This is a genomic window from Roseibium denhamense (assembly GCF_009711415.1).
Lineage (GTDB): Bacteria > Pseudomonadota > Alphaproteobacteria > Rhizobiales > Stappiaceae > Roseibium > Roseibium denhamense.
The window spans coordinates 109,829-126,509 of the sequence record NZ_SMLZ01000116.1 but is presented as its reverse complement, the minus strand read 5'-3'; the positions used below and the strand labels follow the sequence as shown (position 1 = coordinate 126,509).

Here is a 16,681-nt window from a genome sequence, read left to right as displayed (position 1 = left end):
ATGACTTCTTTCGCCGGGGAACGCACCATGGCAGATACCAATTACGACGTGATCATCATCGGCTCCGGACCGGGCGGCTACGTGACCGCGATCCGGGCTGCACAGCTCGGTTTCAAAACCGCAATTGTCGAGCGCGAACATCTCGGCGGCATCTGCCTGAACTGGGGCTGTATCCCGACCAAGGCGCTTCTGCGCTCAGCTGAAATCATGGACCATGCAAACCATGCCAAGGGCTTCGGCCTGACGCTGGACGGGACCATGAAAGCCGACGTGAAAGACGTGGTTGCCCGCTCACGCGGCGTCTCCGCACGCTTGAACGGTGGTGTCGGCTTCCTGATGAAAAAGAACAAGATCGATGTGATCTGGGGCGAGGCCAAGCTGAAAAAGCCAGGCGAGATTGTTGTCGGCAAGCCGTCAAAACCCGCTGTTGAGCCTCAGCATCCGGTGCCGAAAGGCGTAAAAGGCGAGGGCACCTACACGGCCAAACACATTATCGTCGCGACCGGCGCCCGGCCGCGCGCGCTCCCGGGGATTGAACCGGACGGCAAACTGATCTGGACCTATTTCGAGGCAATGAAACCGTCCAAGATGCCGAAGTCGCTCGTGGTCATGGGATCGGGTGCCATTGGGATCGAGTTCGCCTCTTTCTACCGGTCCATGGGCGTCGACGTCACGGTTGTCGAACTCATGCCGAATGTCATGCCGGTCGAAGACGAGGAAATCTCGAAATTCGCCCGTAAGGCGCTTGAAAAACGCGGTCTCAAGATCATCACGGAAGCCAAGGTGACCAAAGTCGACAAGGCCGCCGACAGCATCACCGCGCATGTGGAAACCAAGGACGGAAAAACCAGCCAGATCAAGGCCGATCACCTGATTTCAGCGGTTGGCGTTCAAGGTAACATTGAAAACCTGGGGCTTGAAGGCCTGGGTGTCAAAACCGACCGCGGCTGCATCGTCATCGACGGCTACGGCAAGACCAATGTTCCGGGCCTCTACGCCATCGGAGACGTTGCCGGACCACCCATGCTGGCCCACAAGGCTGAGCATGAAGGCGTTATCTGCATCGAGAAGATTGCCGGTGTCGATGGCGTGCATCCAATGGATCACCGCAAGATCCCGGGATGCACCTATTGTAATCCGCAGGTCGCCTCCGTTGGCCTGACCGAAGCGAAAGCAAAAGCCGACGGCCGCGAAATCCGGGTGGGCCGTTACCAGTTCAACGCCAACGGCAAGGCGATTGCGCTTGGCGAAGATAACGGCATGATCAAGGTCATTTTCGACAAGAAGACCGGCGAACTTCTGGGCGCTCATATGTGCGGCGCGGAGGTCACCGAGCTTATTCAGGGCTTTGTGGTCGCCATGAACCTGGAGACGACCGAAGAAGAACTGATGCACACCATCTTCCCACATCCAACGCTGTCGGAAATGATGAAGGAATCGGTTCTCGACGCTTACGGCCGCGTTTTGAACGCCTAACATCTTTCATCGAAGCTTCATTAGACCCGGGCAGCAAAATCACTACCGTGCTGTCTGGGTATAAATTCTTGCCCTGGAGGATGTGATGGACGTTAAAGCTATTCTGATTTGGGTCGCCATCGGGATCATTGCCGGCTGGCTCGCAAGCATTTTTGTCGGTGGCGGCGGATTGATCCGGTATCTGATCATTGGCCTGATCGGCGCCTTCGTCGGCGGGTTCCTGTTCAAGCTTGTTGGGATCAACATCAATCTTGGCAATCAATATGTGAACGAGATTGTCGTTGCTGCCATTGGTGCGATTGTCGTGGTTCTGCTTGCACGGCTCATCGCCTGATTTTTCCCGGACTTTAGGAGCCTCCCGCGATGGGTTTGATCATTACTGTTATCATCGGCCTGATCGCGGGGGCGGTCGCCCACCGGGTTCTGAACAGCCGCGGAGGTTTTCTTGGCAGCCTCATCGTCGGCCTGGTCGGCGCGCTCATCGGCGGCGAACTGGCATCTATTTTGAACCTAAATGTCACCGGGGGGATCCTTGACCGTCTCATTATTGCGGTTCTCGGGTCGATCCTGTTCCTGTTCATCTGGAAGAAAGTCTTCAAGTAACAAAGGACGGTTTCCGGATGACGCATCTGAATGCTATCAGCGACTTCCCGCTGACAACCACCGACAAACTGCGGTATGGCGATACGGACCGCCAGGGTCATGTGAACAATGCCGTGTTCGCCACTTTCCTGGAAACCGGCCGCGTCGAATTCCTGATGGACGACCGCATGCTGGACGAGGGGACGGCATTCGTCATTGCACGGCTGGAACTGGACTATCTGGCGGAGGTGACCTGGCCGGGCGACGTCCACATTGGGACCGCCGTGCTGGACACCGGCCGCAGCTCCTTCAAGCTGTTCCAGAAGGTTTTCCAGAATGGAGCCGCCGTGGCACAGGCGGTGACTGTCATTGTGCTGACCAACGAAATCACCCGCAAATCGCACCCCTTGCCGGAAAAAGCCCGTCAGCGGCTAGCGGACCTGACGAGACCTGCGTCATAATGCTAGCTGGCATGAACGGTTTGCGGCTTGATCTTTCGACATAAAAACGACACTTAAGGCCCATGGTTACGATCGTCGACACGCTAAATCGCTCGCAGGAAAAAACGGACGCGCGCCCGCGCCACCCCGAAAAGGCACACCGGCCGGACAACCCTGTCCAACGGAAGCCCAAGTGGATCCGGGTCAAGGCGCCGACGTCACCCGTCTATAAAGAGACCCAAAAGACAGTTCGTCAGAACAATCTTGTGACGGTCTGCGAAGAGGCGGGATGTCCGAATATCGGCGAATGCTGGTCCAAGAAGCACGCCTCCTTCATGATCCTCGGCGACACCTGCACACGCGCCTGCGCCTTCTGTAACGTGCGCACTGGCATGCCCGGACCGGTAGATCCCAAAGAACCGCAAGGCGTTGCTGACGCTGTTGCTGCCATGGGCCTTGAGCATGTTGTGATCACATCGGTTGACCGGGATGATCTGGACGACGGCGGGGCGACGCATTTCGCCGACGTCATCAATGCAATCCGGAAAACATCGCCCGCAACGACCGTCGAGGTGCTGACACCTGACTTCCTGCGCAAGGATGGTGCCCTTGAGATTGTCATCGAGGCGAAACCCGACGTGTTCAATCACAACCTGGAGACCGTTCCCTCGAAATATCTCAAGGTTCGGCCCGGTGCGCGGTACTTCCATTCTATCCGCTTGCTTCAAAGAGCTAAGGAGCTGGATGCGGAAATGTTCACCAAATCGGGGATCATGGTTGGCCTCGGGGAAGAGCGCAACGAAGTCCTTCAACTCATGGATGACTTGCGGTCGGCGGACGTCGATTTCCTGACCATCGGACAGTACCTGCAGCCCTCCAAGAAACACCACCCGGTGATGGACTTCATTACCCCCGAAGACTTCAAGGGCTACGAGCGTATTGCATATGCAAAAGGGTTCTTGAAAGTCTCGGCCACACCGCTGACTCGGTCGTCCCATCATGCCGGTGAGGATTTTGCAGATCTTAGAGCGGCCAGGCAGGCGAAACTCGGCCACTAAGCAGCACAAAAAGGCTCACAAGAAAGCGGAAGACGAGACCGGTGCGGTATGCCTAGTTTTTCATCCACTCATCGTGTTAATCACGACGCCGACGACATGTTCCGTCTGGTTGGTGATGTGGAGAAGTACCCGCAGTTTGTTCCCCTTTGCCAGGACCTTCAGGTTCGCGGGCGCAAGGAGCTGGCCGACGGACGCACCGTGTTGATTGCCGACATGACCGTTGCCTACAAGCTGTTCAAGGAAACCTTCACGAGCCGCGTGGAATTGCGCCCGGACGAACAGGTCATTCTGGTTGAGTATCTCGACGGCCCTTTCAAACACCTCGAAAACCGCTGGACCTTCGAAACATCGGGGGAGGGCGTTTGCACCGTCGGTTTCTACATTGATTACGAATTCAGAAGCCGCACGCTCGGGTCGCTGATGGGCGTGATGTTCGACAGAGCGTTCCGGAAGTTCTCAAGCGCCTTTGAAGCGAGAGCCGATCAGGTCTACGGAAGCTAGCCGCTTCTCAGCAACCCGCAGCCTTACTTAAATGCTTCGCTGATATTGCGAAGGCGTGTCTTGGTGTCGGTGAACCCGGTATCGCCCCGCAGGCTCTCCACCTCGCGCGCCTTTAACCCGAGATCATCGAGGGTGGCAAAGGACGTGCTGTCCGCACACACTGTCCGGCGCGTGGTGCCCAAATTCTCTTCCAGAATGAGGGTGCGGCCGGCCTCGACTTCTTCCTCGGTCCACATAACCGTTGTCGAAGACACCCAGAACGTGCGGCCGCAATATTCCGCTTTGTGATATCCCTGTTTTGGAACCGGCAAAATTTCGTGGAATCCGGTAAAGGTTCCGTTGGAGTGCTGAGACCGGATATAAAAATCCCCCTGCGCAAAAGCGGTTCCGCTCAAGCTCAGTCCCCAGACGACAATCAAAGAATGCACTGCCAGCGACCGTTTCATGATAGGGGCCCTCAATTTCAGGTGGTCTCTATTTCTCGCTTCCGTTCATTCTATAGTCCAGACCTTATGCAGATCTTACGCCGCAAACCGCCAGTCAGTTCGCATGATACGACTTGGTTGGTTTGTCGCCGGCAGCCGGACGAAAGGAATCGCGGATCGCGGCAAACCGGTTGACCCGGTTCACGGTTGCACCGTCATTTTGCATCACCACCCGCGGGTCTTCCGATATCCCCAACCGGGCAAGGTTTACCTGCTGCTCAGGGTTCGCACAGATCGGGCGCCATCCCTTGCCCCAGTTGGATTCAACCCGCACGACAAACCGCTGCTCGACCTCCAGCTGGGTCCAGGCAACCGTTGCATACCGCACCCAGTAAGACCGGCCGCAATACTGCACCTCAATAAGACCCTTTGCCTTGCGCTGATAGATCTTGTGAGATCCCCGGAATGTCTCATTCAAGTCGCGGGAAATCATGTAGATGTCACCGTTGAACATACCACCGGCGTGGGCGTATGACGTAAAGCTCAAGCCAAACAGCATCAGAGCTGCGACGAGCGCGTTTCGGATTGACATATCCATTCCTTATCCGCGAAATCATTTCGCGTTGATCTAGTGGTTCGATCATCACCTTACGTAACGGATTTTGAAAGTCCGTTAGGTTTCGCAAACGGCTTTTATTAAAATTGTCTGATTATTTCTCTGCGTGTCGGGAGGCCAGGCACTTTCCTCAGCGGAGGTGGAAAGAGCCTTCTTTGTTCCCGATCCCGCTGGGCTGAAACAGGGCGCCGATTGCTGACAGCCGGCTCTTCGGCCCGCTCTCCCCCTCACCAAGAAGAAGCACTTGTTCCGCTGGCAGATCAATTCCGATATCGGTCAGCTGCACCTGCTGATCAGGACGCTGGCAGATAGGACGCCACCCGCGGCCGAAATTGTATTCGATCTGAACCAGGTTGCCGCGCTCGACCTCAAGATGCGTCCAGGCAACCGAATGCCCCCGGACGTAATAGTCACGGCCGCAATAGGCGACCTTCTTCAATCCCTTGGAATATTCACGGAAAAGCTTGTGACTGCCGACAAATGTTCCACTGTCGTTGCGCGAGATCAGATAAAAATCCCCCGGCTGCGGAATACCCGCGGCCATTGCACCACCGGCAACTGCAAAAAATGCGACTATAAATGTCAGGCAGCGTTTCATGCTCGTCCAATTGCTCAAGAGGCCTAGGGCTACCTCTATACTCATGACCTATAGGGAAGCATAGCTGGAAGTTGTGACGCCGTTAACAGCGGTTTAACTATTCGATTGCGTTTAAAATTGTCATAAATGCCGAGCTGACGGTTTCCGCGCGGATCGATGTTCGGCCCTTGTCGGCAAACCAGCAGTGAAGGTGCAGGGTCTCGTGGCCGGTGCGGGCCAGAGCAATGTGAACGGTGCCGACCGGTTTGGCCTCACTGCCGCCGCCCGGACCTGCAATCCCGGTCACCGATACGGCGATCTGCGCCCGGGACCGGGCCAGGGCTCCCTCGGCCATGGCAACGGCGACTTCCTTGCTGACAGCTCCATGCCGGGCGATCAACTCCACAGGGACCCCGAGCAGATCTGATTTGGCCTCATTGGAATAGGTCACGAACCCCCGGTCAACGACCGCGGAAGAGCCGGCAACTTCCGTTAATAGGCCGCAGATCAACCCGCCCGTACACGATTCGGCCGTCGCCACCATGAGGCCCTTCGCCTTGAGCTTTTCAAGAAGGTCTTCCGCCGCCGGAATCAGGTCCGCATAGTCCTTGTTCATGTCGTTCCTCCGGTTTCAGTTGTCTGCATCTTTAAAGGGAAGCCGGACCGTAACGCTGGCAAGGGCCGCAATTCCCTCCTTGCGGCCTGTGAAGCCGAGCCGTTCCGACGTCGTTGCTTTCACGGACACTCTTGCCAAAGGAAGTCCGCAGATTTGGGCAATGGATGCTCGGATAAGCTCTCTATGCGGTCCGATCTTCGGCTCTTCGCAGACAATGGTGACGTCAATGTGTGCTAGCCGGCCGCCGCGCTCCGACACACGCCGGACGGCGTCAATCTGGAAACGGTCCGAGGCGGCCCCTTTCCATGCCGGGTCGCTGGGCGGAAAGTGCTGGCCAATATCGCCATCGCCGATGGCCCCGAGCGTTGCATCTGTGATCGCATGCAACACAACATCCGCATCGGAATGCCCCTTCAAGGACCGGGTATGTGCGATGTCAACACCGCCCAAAATGACGGACGCGCCATCGTCAAACGCGTGGACGTCATATCCAATGCCAGTTCTGACGTCATGAAGTTCCGACAAGGGCGGAAGACTGTCCTGATTGGATGAAGTGGTCATTTTCCTCGCCTGATATTCCGCACGTGCCAGGTCTGCGGGGGTTGTAATCTTGAAATTGGACGCATCCCCCTCGCTCAACATGACTTTAAGCCCGGCCCATTCCGCAAGCCCGGTATCATCGGTAAAGTCCATACGGCCCGCGTCAGCTGCTTTTGTGTGCGCGTCAAGGATCTTTTCAAGTGAGAACGCCTGCGGCGTCTGCGCGGCCCAAAGGTTTGTCCGGTCGACGGTCTCCAGCGGGTGGTCCTGCCCATGTGACCGCTTGATCGTGTCTGACACCGGCACCGCCGCAAGAGCTCCGTCAGCGCCCGTTTCCAGGACCTTGAAAATCCTGTCCAGAACCTTCATTGACACAAATGGGCGTGCGGCATCATGGATCAGCACATCATCACAGCGGCCGGTCAGGTTCTTCAAGCCGTTGAAGACAGATCCTTGCCGGGTCTGCGCCCCGGCCACAGCTGGAACGAGCTTGGCACGGGTTTCCGGCCTGCAACAGGCAACCGCCGCGTCATAGATGGCCATGTCATCAGGATGAATAACAACCAAGATATGCAAAATCCGAGGATGTCTTGCGAGCGCATTCAGCGTATGTGACAGGATGGGACTTCTGGCCAGGTGCCTGTATTGTTTCGGCAAGTCGCTTGCAGACTGCGTCAGACGGGTGCCGCGTCCGGCGGCAACCACCAGGGCAGCGGCTGTTTTGGCCATGAAGTGTGCTCCGTTTTCGAGGAATCGAGAAGGGTCCTCCACCGTCTTTAAACGGGAAGCGGTGTTTCCCGCAATTTTCTACTTGTTGCAGCGCTCGTATTGTCTACTATATAGGCAATGAGAAGAATGCACACACAATAAGCAAAAACAGAAATGACCGCACTCCGCACAAACCTCAGCATCGGATGCCACGACCTTCCAAATCGTGCAGTACTAGCGCCGATGTCGGGCGTCAGCGACTTGCCGTTCCGCCGCTTGGCAGCGTCCTTCGGAGCGGGCATGGTTGTCAGCGAGATGGTCGCCAGCGAATCTTTTGTGCGCGGCAATGCCGAGACCCAGATGCGCGCCGAAGCACAGGACAAGGGGCTGCATGTGGTTCAGCTGGCGGGCCGCGAGGCAACCTGGATGAGCGAGGCAGCGAAGGTCATTGCAGGTCTGGGCGCCGACGTCATCGACATCAACATGGGGTGTCCAGCCAAAAAAGTAACGTCCGGCTATTCAGGGTCTGCGCTGATGCGCGATCTCGATCACGCTCTTGAGCTGATCGAAGCGACCGTAGAAGCGGTTGATATCCCAGTCACATTGAAGATGCGCCTCGGTTGGGACGAAAGAACAATCAATGCGCCGGAACTTGCCCGGCGCGCTGAAGGCGCAGGCATTCAGCTTGTAACGGTCCACGGACGCACACGCTGCCAATTCTACAAGGGCACGGCGGACTGGGAAGCAATCCGGCGGGTCAAGGACGCGGTTGATATTCCCCTGATCGCGAATGGCGACTGTAAGTCGCCGGAAGATGCGCTGGCCATGCTCGACGCGTCCGGTGCCGACGCCGTGATGATTGGGCGGGGAGCTTACGGGCGCCCCTGGCTGCCGGGGCATGTCGGCCATTTCCTGGCAACCGGAGAGAGACCCCCGGCACCTTCCGGACAAGACTTTGCCGATCTGGTGAGCGCGCATTATGAAGCCATACTGGGCCATTATGGCGTGATTCCCGGCATCCGCATCGCCCGCAAACACCTTGGCTGGTATCTGGAGGCCGCAAACGATACGGACGCCGAAGCCGTTCCAGGCGATGTCCGCAAACTCCTCATGACATCGCATAAGCCGGACGACGTTCTGGCAATGATCGGCGACTGGTTTTCTTCCTCGAACAGACGGACTGCCGCGTGATAGACACCTTGTCCCAAAGCGGCCGGGCGGCTGCATTGGCCAGTGATGGCCCGATGATTTTAGACGCACTTCCGCATCCGGTTCTTCTGGTCGCTCCCGATGGTGTCATTGAATCCGCCAACATGGCCGCTGAAATCTTCATGCGCTCCAGCGTCTCCGTCTTGCGCCGTCATCCGATCAGCGAGTTCGTGCCGTTCGGCAGCCCGCTCCTTACCCTGATCGATCAGGTTCGCGAGCGCAGTGCGCCGATCAACGAGTACAAGGTCGATATCGGCACCCCCCGCATTGGGGCGCCGAAGGTAGTCGACATCAATGCATCCCCGGTTGCCGACCGGCCGGGCGCGGTTGTCCTGATGTTTCAAGAACGCACGATGGCGGAAAAAATCGACCGCCAGCTCACCTCACGCGGCGCTGCCCGGACGGTAACGGTCTTGTCTGCGATGCTGGCACACGAGATCAAGAACCCGCTGTCTGGCATAAGGGGCGCGGCTCAGTTGATCGAGCAATCGGTTCCGAGTGAAGACCGGGCGTTGACCCGCCTGATCATGGATGAAACCGACAGGATCGTGAAACTTGTCGATCGCATGGAAGTCTTTTCCGACGAGCGGCCGATTGAACGCGAGCCGGTCAACATTCACGTGGTGCTCGATCACGTCAAACGGTTGGCTGACACGGGATTTGGGCGCAACAAGCGGATTGTCGAGACTTATGATCCGTCACTGCCTCCGGTCTTTGCGAACAAGGACCAGCTCATTCAGGTGTTCTTGAACTTGATCAAGAATGCCTGCGAGGCGATCGGCGATGATCCGGACGGTGAGATCAAGATATCAACCGCCTTCAGGCCCGGCGTGCGCTTGTCCGTTCCCGGAACTGACGAAAAGGTCAGTCTGCCGCTGGAATTCTGCGTGGAAGATAACGGGACAGGGGTGCCCGATGACCTCCTGCCACATCTCTTCGAGCCCTTCATCACCACCAAAACCAACGGATCGGGTCTTGGACTGGCCCTGGTCGCCAAGATCATCGGGGATCATGGCGGGGTGATCGACTGCAGCAGCCAGCGCCAGAAAACCGTGTTCCGGATCCTGATGCCAGCCTTCTCCGAAACCGTTCAGCCACTGGACCGGAAACAATAGGGAAAGAACCGACTATGCCGACTGGCACCATTCTTGTTGCAGACGATGACGCCGCGATCCGCACGGTTCTAAACCAGGCCCTGTCGCGAGCCGGGTATTCCGTCCGGCTGACGTCGAATGCATCAACGCTCTGGCGTTGGGTCTCCTCCGGAGACGGCGACCTCGTGATCACCGATGTCGTGATGCCGGACGAGAACATTTTCGATGTGCTGCCGCGGATCAAGAAGATGCGCCCGGAGCTGCCTGTTCTGGTGATGAGTGCTCAAAACACCTTCATGACAGCAATCAAGGCATCGGAAAAAGGGGCTTACGAATATCTTCCAAAGCCATTTGATCTCAAAGAATTAACGGGAATAGTTCAACGCGCTCTTGAAGAGCCGAAGCGCAAACCCGCAGTCGACATCGACGATGCGGGCGAGGGCATGCCGCTGGTCGGCCGGTCACCGGCAATGCAGGAAATCTACCGTGTTCTGGCCCGGCTGATGCAGACGGACCTGACGGTCATGATCAACGGGGAGTCTGGAACCGGCAAGGAGCTGGTCGCCAAGGCCCTTCACGATTACGGAAAACGGCGCAACGGGCCGTTCGTCGCAATCAATATGGCAGCGATCCCGCGCGACCTGATCGAGGCCGAACTTTTTGGCCACGAAAAAGGGGCCTTTACCGGGGCACAGCATCGAAGCTCCGGCCGTTTCGAACAAGCAGATGGCGGAACGCTGTTCCTAGACGAAATTGGCGACATGCCCATGGAGGCGCAAACGCGCTTGCTGCGTGTTCTTCAGCAGGGTGAGTACACAACGGTCGGCGGCCGGACACCAATCAAGACCGATGTCCGGATTGTTGCCGCCACCAACAAGGATCTACGGCACCTGATCAACCAGGGCCTTTTCCGCGAGGATCTTTACTTCCGCCTGAACGTTGTGCCGATCCGGCTTCCACCGCTGCGTGAGCGTGTCGAGGATATTCCTGATCTTGTCCGCCACTTCTTTTCGCTGGCAGAAAAGGAGGGGCTTCCCGCAAAGCAGGTCGATCAGGCCGCCCTCAACATGCTGCGCCGGTACCGTTGGCCGGGCAACGTGCGGGAGCTGGAAAACCTTGTCCGGCGGCTGGCTGCGCTCTATCCGCAGGATGTTATCGGCGAGGCGCTGCTCGAACATGAGCTCAGCCAGCCAACCGCGGAGACCGTTGGCGATGAGGCTCCGGAGACGGTCAATCTTTCCGCTTCGGTTGAAAAGTATCTCGCTGGCTACTTCGAAACATTTGGAGATGCACTGCCGCCGCCCGGGCTCTATCACCGGATTTTGCGCGAGGTTGAGTATCCGCTAATCAGCACCGCCCTGGCCGCGACCCGGGGCAACCAGATCAAAGCTGCCGAGTTACTTGGGGTGAACCGGAATACTTTGCGCAAGAAAATCAGGGATCTTGATATTCAGGTCATGCGATCAACGCGCTGAAAAACAGCTGCTTTTCGAGAGAACAACTGCTTTTAGACGGGCGGCAAACGCCCGTTTCAAACACACGTCTGCCAACCACGCAGCCCCATGCGTAACCCATACGTAATCCACCACATTTTTTGAGTGCCCTGACCAGGCTGTCGCAATTTCGCAACATTGTGTGATAACTTTGCCGCAATTCGCCTGTTCGATCTGCCAGGCATCAATCATTTGCGTTCAGGAACAGGATGATAGTCGAAGCGGTACAGAACACGGTCGCTCAATCGAGTGCCGCCGGCAAGAGATGGCGGCGCCTCGGCCTCGCAATCATGACGGTCGCGCTGATGTCGATCGGCGTCACGTTTGCCATTTTGATGGGCTTCACGCCCATTGCGCCGACCCGGGATGTCATTTTCGCCGCCATGACGATGAATGGCGTGCTGGCCGCGATTCTTCTCGGGTCGATCGTCTTTGAAATCCTGAAACTGTGGCAGGCACGGCGGCGGGGCAGGGCGGCTGCCCGTCTCCATGTTCGTGTGGTGGCGTTGTTCAGCGTGATCGCTGCTGTTCCAGCGGTTTTGATGGCAATTCTTGCAGCCGTGACGCTCGACCGCGGCCTTGACCGCTGGTTTGAAGACCGGACGCGGCAGATCATCGACAATGCCCTTACCGTCGCACAGGCCTATCTCCAAGAGCATGCCCGGGTGCTGCGCGGCGATCTTCTGGCCATGAAGAACGACCTCGACCGGGCCAAGACCGTCTACGACTTCGAACCCACACGCTTTGACCAGTTTTTCGCCACTCAGGTGTCTTTGCGCGGGATCCTCGCGGCCTTTCTTTTGAACGAGCAGGGAGAAGTTGTCACACGCGTGGTACTTGATCCCAACATCGATGTCCCAATGCCGCCGGCCGACAGCTTCTTCAAAGCCAGATCAGGAGACCCGATCCTGATCGCGCCGGGCAGCTCCAACATTGTTGGCGGCATCATGAAGCTGTCAGCCTATGAAAATTTCTATCTTTATGCCGTCAAACCAATCGATCCGCGGGTGATCGACCATCTGCGACTGGCCGAAACCGGTGCCTCTGAATATCAGCAGATGGAAAACAGCCGCTTCGGCGTTCAGGTCGCGTTTGCACTCGTTTATCTTGGGGTGGCCCTCATCTTGATCCTGTCGGCAATCTGGATCGGGTTTGGGTTTGCAAATCGGCTTGTGTCCCCGATCCGGACCCTCATTTCAGCCGCCGACGAGGTTTCAAAGGGCAATCTCGCCGTCAAGGTTCAGACGGAAAAATCCGGCGGTGATCTTGCCAATCTGGGGTCAACCTTCAACAAGATGACCGGTCAGCTGCTTGGGCAACGCGACGCATTGCTGGCCGCGAACGAACAAATCGACCGCCGCCGCCGTTTCAATGAAGCCGTTCTGTCCGGTGTTTCCACCGGTGTGATCGGCATTGATGATGAAGCTTCGATTATGCTGGTCAACCGGTCGGCTCAGGTCCTCCTTCAGGTCCAGGAGATTCAAGTCCTCAACAAACCGCTCTCAGAAGTCGTTCCAGAGCTTGAGGAGTACATTTCCAATCTGGTGGAGCTTACAGCCGACAGGCTGCCTGAAACACAGATCGAGATCATGCGCGGCGGTCGCACGCGCACCATGAGCGTTCGCGCCACGTCGGAACAGTCATCGCGCCGCGAGCATGGGTATGTCATCACGCTCGACGACATTACCGACCTTGTGTCCGCGCAGCGGAACTCCGCATGGGCGGATGTGGCACGCCGCATTGCCCATGAAATCAAGAACCCGCTGACACCGATCCAGTTGTCCGCAGAACGGATCCGCCGGCGCTATGGCAAACGGATTGAAGAAGACCGGGAAGTATTCGACCAGTGCATTGATACGATTGTGCGCCAGGTTGGAGACATTGGTCAGATGGTCGATGAGTTCTCGTCTTTCGCGCGGATGCGCAAGCCGGCCAAACGCGAAGCGGATCTGCGCGAAACGATCCGAGATGCCGCGTTCATGCAATCGGTCGCAAATCCCGATATCAGCGTGAAGGCGGCGCTGCCCGACGCGCCGGTGATGGCGACATTTGATGCCCGCCTTCTGGGACAGGCTTTGACCAACGTCATTAAAAATGCTTCGGAAGCCGTCACCGCGCGCGAAGGCGAGGATTTGCCTCCCGGAACGGTACGGGTAGAAATCCGGAGAGAACCGGAAGATATGCCGGAGCGCATCATCATCGATGTGATCGACAACGGCATTGGTTTGCCGGAAGAGAACCGGACACGCCTTCTGGAACCCTACATGACCACACGTGAAAAGGGGACCGGCCTTGGCCTCGCCATCGTCCGCAAGATCCTGGAAGATCATGGCGGCGGCATCGACCTTCTCGACGCACCGGAAACCGCGACCGGCGGCACCGGCACACTCGTCCGCCTGACCCTGGCGGTCCACGCAGAAAGCGACGCCGGTCAGACAGAACCCCACACCACACAGGACCAAGCAGTAACAGCCCATGGCGCATGATATTCTCGTAGTTGATGATGAAACCGATATCCGGGAGATGATTGCGGGAATCCTGGATGACGACGGGTATGGAACTCGTACCGCCCGGGACTCCGACAGTGCCCTGGCAGCCGTCAAGGAACGCAAGCCGTCCCTCGTAATCCTGGATATCTGGCTGCAAGGGAGCCGGCTGGACGGTCTGGCGCTTCTCGATGTCCTGAAGGAAACGGACCCGCATTTGCCGGTCGTGATCATCTCCGGTCATGGCAACATCGAGACAGCCGTTTCTGCCATCAAGCGCGGGGCCTACGACTATATCGAAAAACCATTCAAAGCCGACCGGCTGATCCATATTGTTGAGCGGGCCCTCGAAGCGTCGAGCCTGAAGCGTGAGATCCGCGATCTGAAACAACGCAGCGGCGAGACAAGCGGGATCATTGGCGAATCTTCCGCCACTCATGGACTGCGTCAGACCATCCAGAAAATCGCGGGCACCAACAGCCGGATCCTGATTGTTGGCCCATCGGGTGCCGGCAAGGAGCGCGCTGCGCGGATGATCCACGAGCTCTCGCCACGGGCCAAAAGTCCGTTCGTTGTCCTGAACTCGGCCACGATCACTCCGTCGCGCATGGAAGAGGAACTCTTCGGGATCGAGGCTGAGAACGGTAGTTTGAAAAAGATTGGGGCTTTGGAAGAAGCCCATGGCGGCACGCTCTACCTTGACGAAGTGGCTGATATGCCTGCCGAAACCCAGGGGAAAATCCTCCGGGTTCTCGTGGATCAGAGTTTCGCGAGGGTGGGCGGCACGCAGAAGGTTCAGGTGGATATCCGGATCTTGTCATCCACGTCCAAAAACCTTGAAGAACATATTGCCTCCGGCCTGTTCCGCCAGGATCTCTACCACCGTTTGAGTGTGGTGCCTCTGCGCGTCCCGGGCCTTGCGGAGCGCCGCGAGGATATTCCGGTTCTCGTCCATCATTTCATGGAGCAGATATCGACGGCCTCGGGCATACCGTTGAGACCAATCGGGGACGATGCCATGGCCGTTCTGCAGACCCATGACTGGCCCGGCAACGTCCGTCAGCTGCGCAACAACGTTGAGCGTTTGATGATCTTGAGCCGCGGAGATCCGGACAGCACGATTACGGCGGATCTTCTGCCTTCGGAAATCGGAGAAACACTGCCCAGCCTACCATCGTCCGGCGCAGGCGAGCATCTGATGTCCGTGCCCTTGCGCGAAGCCCGCGAAGTGTTCGAGCGGGAGTATCTCCAGGCTCAAATCAAACGCTTTGATGGAAACATCTCGCGGACGGCGGAGTTTGTCGGTATGGAACGGTCAGCGCTCCATCGCAAACTCAAGACACTCGGTATGACGTAAGGTGCGGCGTCACTGTCCGGCGCGATAGCCATAAAAGGGATATCCGATGAAAATCGTCATATGCGGAGCAGGGCAGGTCGGGTACGGCATCGCCGAACGGCTTGCAGCAGAGCAAAATGATGTCTCGGTGATCGACTCATCTCCGCAACTGATCACGGCCATTGGCGACCAGCTGGATGTCCGGGGATTTGTCGGCCATGGCGCCCATCCCGACGTGCTGGCGCAAGCCGGCGCCGAAGAAGCGGACATGATTGTCGCGGTCACTCTTTATGACGAAGTGAACATGGTGGCCTGCCAGGTCGCCCACTCCGTCTTCAATGTTCCGACCAAGGTCGCCCGTATCCGCGCGCAGTCCTATCTTCAAGGCCGCTGGCGCAATCTGTTTTCCCGCGAAAATCTGCCGATTGACGTAATCATCTCTCCGGAAATCGAAGTGGGCGAGATGGTCCTGAGGCGCCTTGCACTGCCTGGAGCCGTCGAGACCGTGCGGTTTGCCGACGACAATGTGGTCGTGGTCGGTATCATGTGCGAGGAAGACTGTCCCGTCATCGACACACCGTTGCGCCAGCTGACCGAATTGTTCCCGGACCTGGGAGCCGTCGTCGTCGGCCTTTACCGGAACAATCACCTTTTTGTGCCCAAGAGCAGCGACTCCATCATGGTCGGTGACCTTGCCTATGTGGTTGCGCGCCGGGACCAGGTCCGCCGGACCTTGAGCATCTTCGGCCATGAGGAGCCTGAAGCGGCGCGTGTTATTATCGCAGGCGGCGGCAATATCGGTCTCTATGTTGCCCAAGCCCTGGAACAGCGCCAGTCCGGCACGAAGATAAAGTTGATCGAAAGCTCCCGCGAGCGCGCAATGTCAGTTGCCGATCAGCTCAAACGCTCGGTCATCCTTCATGGCAGTGCGCTCGATCAGACCATTCTGAACGAGGCCGATGCCGCAGATACGGACACCATGATCGCCCTGACCAATGAGGATGAAGTCAACATCCTGTCTTCGGTCATGGCAAAGGAACTGGGCTGCAAGCGGTCGCTGTCACTCCTCAACAATCCAAGTTATCCCGCTTTTGCAAATGCGCTCGGCATTGATGCGTTCATCAACCCCCGGGCAGTCACAATCTCGCGCATCCTGCAGCATGTGCGCCGTGGACGGATCCGCGGTGTTCATTCCTTGCAAAACGGTGCCGCAGAAATTGTGGAGGCCGAAGCGCTCGATACGTCTCCGCTGGTTGGAAAACCACTTCGGGTCATCGACTTGCCATCGGGGATCCGGGTCGGAGCGGTGTTCCGCAACGGTGAAGTCCTGACCCCCAATGGCGACCTTCAAATCCAGGCTCAGGACCGCATCATCATCTTCGCAGTTGCGAACCGGGTCCGCCAGGTTGAACAGATGTTCCGGGTCAGCCTTGACTTTTTTTAAGGCAAGCTGCGCACGATACGCACTTGCTTTTCATGGTCTTAAGCGCCAGAACTATCTGGAATACCAGTCGGTTCTATAAC

General features: G+C 57.5%; 17 protein-coding genes. 12 read left to right on the top strand and 5 right to left on the bottom strand.

The features are described from left to right. The first annotated feature begins 27 nt into the window (after positions 1–27). From lpdA to E1180_RS20520, 6 genes are all read left to right on the top strand, one after another. Entirely contained in the window at positions 28–1,476 is a 1,449-nt protein-coding gene (gene lpdA / locus E1180_RS20545; protein WP_155194350.1) for a dihydrolipoyl dehydrogenase, read from the top strand. An 85-nt stretch (positions 1,477–1,561) separates the two neighbouring features. Then, positions 1,562–1,810 (top strand): GlsB/YeaQ/YmgE family stress response membrane protein, encoded by a 249-nt coding sequence (locus E1180_RS20540; protein ID WP_155194347.1) that lies wholly within the window; start codon positions 1,562–1,564, stop codon positions 1,808–1,810. Between the two features lie 29 nt (positions 1,811–1,839). Beyond that, positions 1,840–2,079: a GlsB/YeaQ/YmgE family stress response membrane protein gene (locus E1180_RS20535; protein WP_155194345.1), complete on the top strand. Its 240-nt coding sequence runs from the start codon at positions 1,840–1,842 to the stop codon at positions 2,077–2,079. A 17-nt stretch (positions 2,080–2,096) separates the two neighbouring features. Then, positions 2,097–2,519 (top strand): acyl-CoA thioesterase, encoded by a 423-nt coding sequence (locus E1180_RS20530; protein WP_155194343.1) that lies wholly within the window; start codon positions 2,097–2,099, stop codon positions 2,517–2,519. 62 nt (positions 2,520–2,581) lie between these two features. Further along, positions 2,582–3,556: a lipoyl synthase gene (lipA, locus tag E1180_RS20525; protein ID WP_155194340.1), complete on the top strand. Its 975-nt coding sequence runs from the start codon at positions 2,582–2,584 to the stop codon at positions 3,554–3,556. 48 nt (positions 3,557–3,604) lie between these two features. Continuing rightward, positions 3,605–4,057: a type II toxin-antitoxin system RatA family toxin gene (locus E1180_RS20520; protein WP_155194338.1), complete on the top strand. Its 453-nt coding sequence runs from the start codon at positions 3,605–3,607 to the stop codon at positions 4,055–4,057. Between the two features lie 23 nt (positions 4,058–4,080). Here the strand turns inward: E1180_RS20520 and E1180_RS20515 are convergent, their stop codons facing one another. From E1180_RS20515 to E1180_RS20495, 5 genes are all read right to left on the bottom strand, one after another. Continuing rightward, a complete protein-coding gene (locus E1180_RS20515) occupies positions 4,081–4,503 on the bottom strand; it encodes a hypothetical protein (protein WP_155194335.1) in 423 nt (140 codons plus the stop codon). Positions 4,504–4,597: 94 nt separating this feature from the next. Beyond that, positions 4,598–5,074, bottom strand: a complete 477-nt coding sequence (locus tag E1180_RS20510) for a hypothetical protein (protein ID WP_155194333.1) — start codon at positions 5,072–5,074, stop codon at positions 4,598–4,600. Positions 5,075–5,228: 154 nt separating this feature from the next. Further along, on the bottom strand, positions 5,229–5,696 hold the full coding sequence (locus E1180_RS20505) for a hypothetical protein (RefSeq protein ID WP_155194331.1): 468 nt from the start codon (positions 5,694–5,696) through the stop codon (positions 5,229–5,231). A gap of 97 nt (positions 5,697–5,793) precedes the next feature. Beyond that, a complete protein-coding gene (locus E1180_RS20500) occupies positions 5,794–6,291 on the bottom strand; it encodes a CinA family protein (RefSeq protein ID WP_155194329.1) in 498 nt (165 codons plus the stop codon). 15 nt (positions 6,292–6,306) lie between these two features. Beyond that, complete coding sequence (locus tag E1180_RS20495) at positions 6,307–7,560, bottom strand: bifunctional 2-C-methyl-D-erythritol 4-phosphate cytidylyltransferase/2-C-methyl-D-erythritol 2,4-cyclodiphosphate synthase (RefSeq protein ID WP_155194326.1); 1,254 nt, start codon at positions 7,558–7,560, stop codon at positions 6,307–6,309. A gap of 153 nt (positions 7,561–7,713) precedes the next feature. Between E1180_RS20495 and dusB the strand changes: the two genes are divergently transcribed. The 6 genes from dusB to trkA all read left to right on the top strand — a co-directional run bounded on the left by dusB (position 7,714) and on the right by trkA (position 16,601). Beyond that, positions 7,714–8,730 carry a tRNA dihydrouridine synthase DusB gene (gene dusB / locus E1180_RS20490; protein ID WP_155194324.1) on the top strand — a complete coding sequence of 339 codons (1,017 nt, stop codon included), beginning with the start codon at positions 7,714–7,716 and terminating at the stop codon, positions 8,728–8,730. Between the two features lie 53 nt (positions 8,731–8,783). Beyond that, positions 8,784–9,863, top strand: coding sequence for a two-component system sensor histidine kinase NtrB (locus E1180_RS20485; RefSeq protein ID WP_155194890.1), 1,080 nt, complete (start codon positions 8,784–8,786; stop codon positions 9,861–9,863). 14 nt (positions 9,864–9,877) lie between these two features. Continuing rightward, a complete protein-coding gene (ntrC, locus tag E1180_RS20480; RefSeq protein ID WP_155194322.1) occupies positions 9,878–11,317 on the top strand; it encodes a nitrogen regulation protein NR(I) in 1,440 nt (479 codons plus the stop codon). Positions 11,318–11,544: 227 nt separating this feature from the next. Then, a complete protein-coding gene (locus E1180_RS20475) occupies positions 11,545–13,821 on the top strand; it encodes a sensor histidine kinase NtrY-like (protein ID WP_155194320.1) in 2,277 nt (758 codons plus the stop codon). Next, positions 13,811–15,178, top strand: a complete 1,368-nt coding sequence (gene ntrX, locus E1180_RS20470; protein WP_155194317.1) for a nitrogen assimilation response regulator NtrX — start codon at positions 13,811–13,813, stop codon at positions 15,176–15,178. The genes E1180_RS20475 and ntrX overlap by 11 nt, the downstream gene beginning before the upstream one ends. 46 nt (positions 15,179–15,224) lie before the next feature. Further along, on the top strand, positions 15,225–16,601 hold the full coding sequence (gene trkA / locus E1180_RS20465; RefSeq protein WP_155194315.1) for a Trk system potassium transporter TrkA: 1,377 nt from the start codon (positions 15,225–15,227) through the stop codon (positions 16,599–16,601). Positions 16,602–16,681: the final 80 nt, after the last annotated feature.

What these genes read in the sequence shown, in the direction of transcription:
- lpdA (WP_155194350.1), top strand. Translation starts at nt 28, where the DNA reads ATGGCAGATACCAATTACGACGTGATCATCATCGGCTCCGGACCGGGC.
- E1180_RS20540 (WP_155194347.1), top strand. Translation starts at nt 1,562, where the DNA reads ATGGACGTTAAAGCTATTCTGATTTGGGTCGCCATCGGGATCATTGCC.
- E1180_RS20535 (WP_155194345.1), top strand. Translation starts at nt 1,840, where the DNA reads ATGGGTTTGATCATTACTGTTATCATCGGCCTGATCGCGGGGGCGGTC.
- E1180_RS20530 (WP_155194343.1), top strand. Translation starts at nt 2,097, where the DNA reads ATGACGCATCTGAATGCTATCAGCGACTTCCCGCTGACAACCACCGAC.
- lipA (WP_155194340.1), top strand. Translation starts at nt 2,582, where the DNA reads ATGGTTACGATCGTCGACACGCTAAATCGCTCGCAGGAAAAAACGGAC.
- E1180_RS20520 (WP_155194338.1), top strand. Translation starts at nt 3,605, where the DNA reads ATGCCTAGTTTTTCATCCACTCATCGTGTTAATCACGACGCCGACGAC.
- E1180_RS20515 (WP_155194335.1), bottom strand. Translation starts at nt 4,503, where the DNA reads ATGAAACGGTCGCTGGCAGTGCATTCTTTGATTGTCGTCTGGGGACTG.
- E1180_RS20510 (WP_155194333.1), bottom strand. Translation starts at nt 5,074, where the DNA reads ATGTCAATCCGAAACGCGCTCGTCGCAGCTCTGATGCTGTTTGGCTTG.
- E1180_RS20505 (WP_155194331.1), bottom strand. Translation starts at nt 5,696, where the DNA reads ATGAAACGCTGCCTGACATTTATAGTCGCATTTTTTGCAGTTGCCGGT.
- E1180_RS20500 (WP_155194329.1), bottom strand. Translation starts at nt 6,291, where the DNA reads ATGAACAAGGACTATGCGGACCTGATTCCGGCGGCGGAAGACCTTCTT.
- E1180_RS20495 (WP_155194326.1), bottom strand. Translation starts at nt 7,560, where the DNA reads ATGGCCAAAACAGCCGCTGCCCTGGTGGTTGCCGCCGGACGCGGCACC.
- dusB (WP_155194324.1), top strand. Translation starts at nt 7,714, where the DNA reads ATGACCGCACTCCGCACAAACCTCAGCATCGGATGCCACGACCTTCCA.
- E1180_RS20485 (WP_155194890.1), top strand. Translation starts at nt 8,784, where the DNA reads ATGATTTTAGACGCACTTCCGCATCCGGTTCTTCTGGTCGCTCCCGAT.
- ntrC (WP_155194322.1), top strand. Translation starts at nt 9,878, where the DNA reads ATGCCGACTGGCACCATTCTTGTTGCAGACGATGACGCCGCGATCCGC.
- E1180_RS20475 (WP_155194320.1), top strand. Translation starts at nt 11,545, where the DNA reads ATGATAGTCGAAGCGGTACAGAACACGGTCGCTCAATCGAGTGCCGCC.
- ntrX (WP_155194317.1), top strand. Translation starts at nt 13,811, where the DNA reads ATGGCGCATGATATTCTCGTAGTTGATGATGAAACCGATATCCGGGAG.
- trkA (WP_155194315.1), top strand. Translation starts at nt 15,225, where the DNA reads ATGAAAATCGTCATATGCGGAGCAGGGCAGGTCGGGTACGGCATCGCC.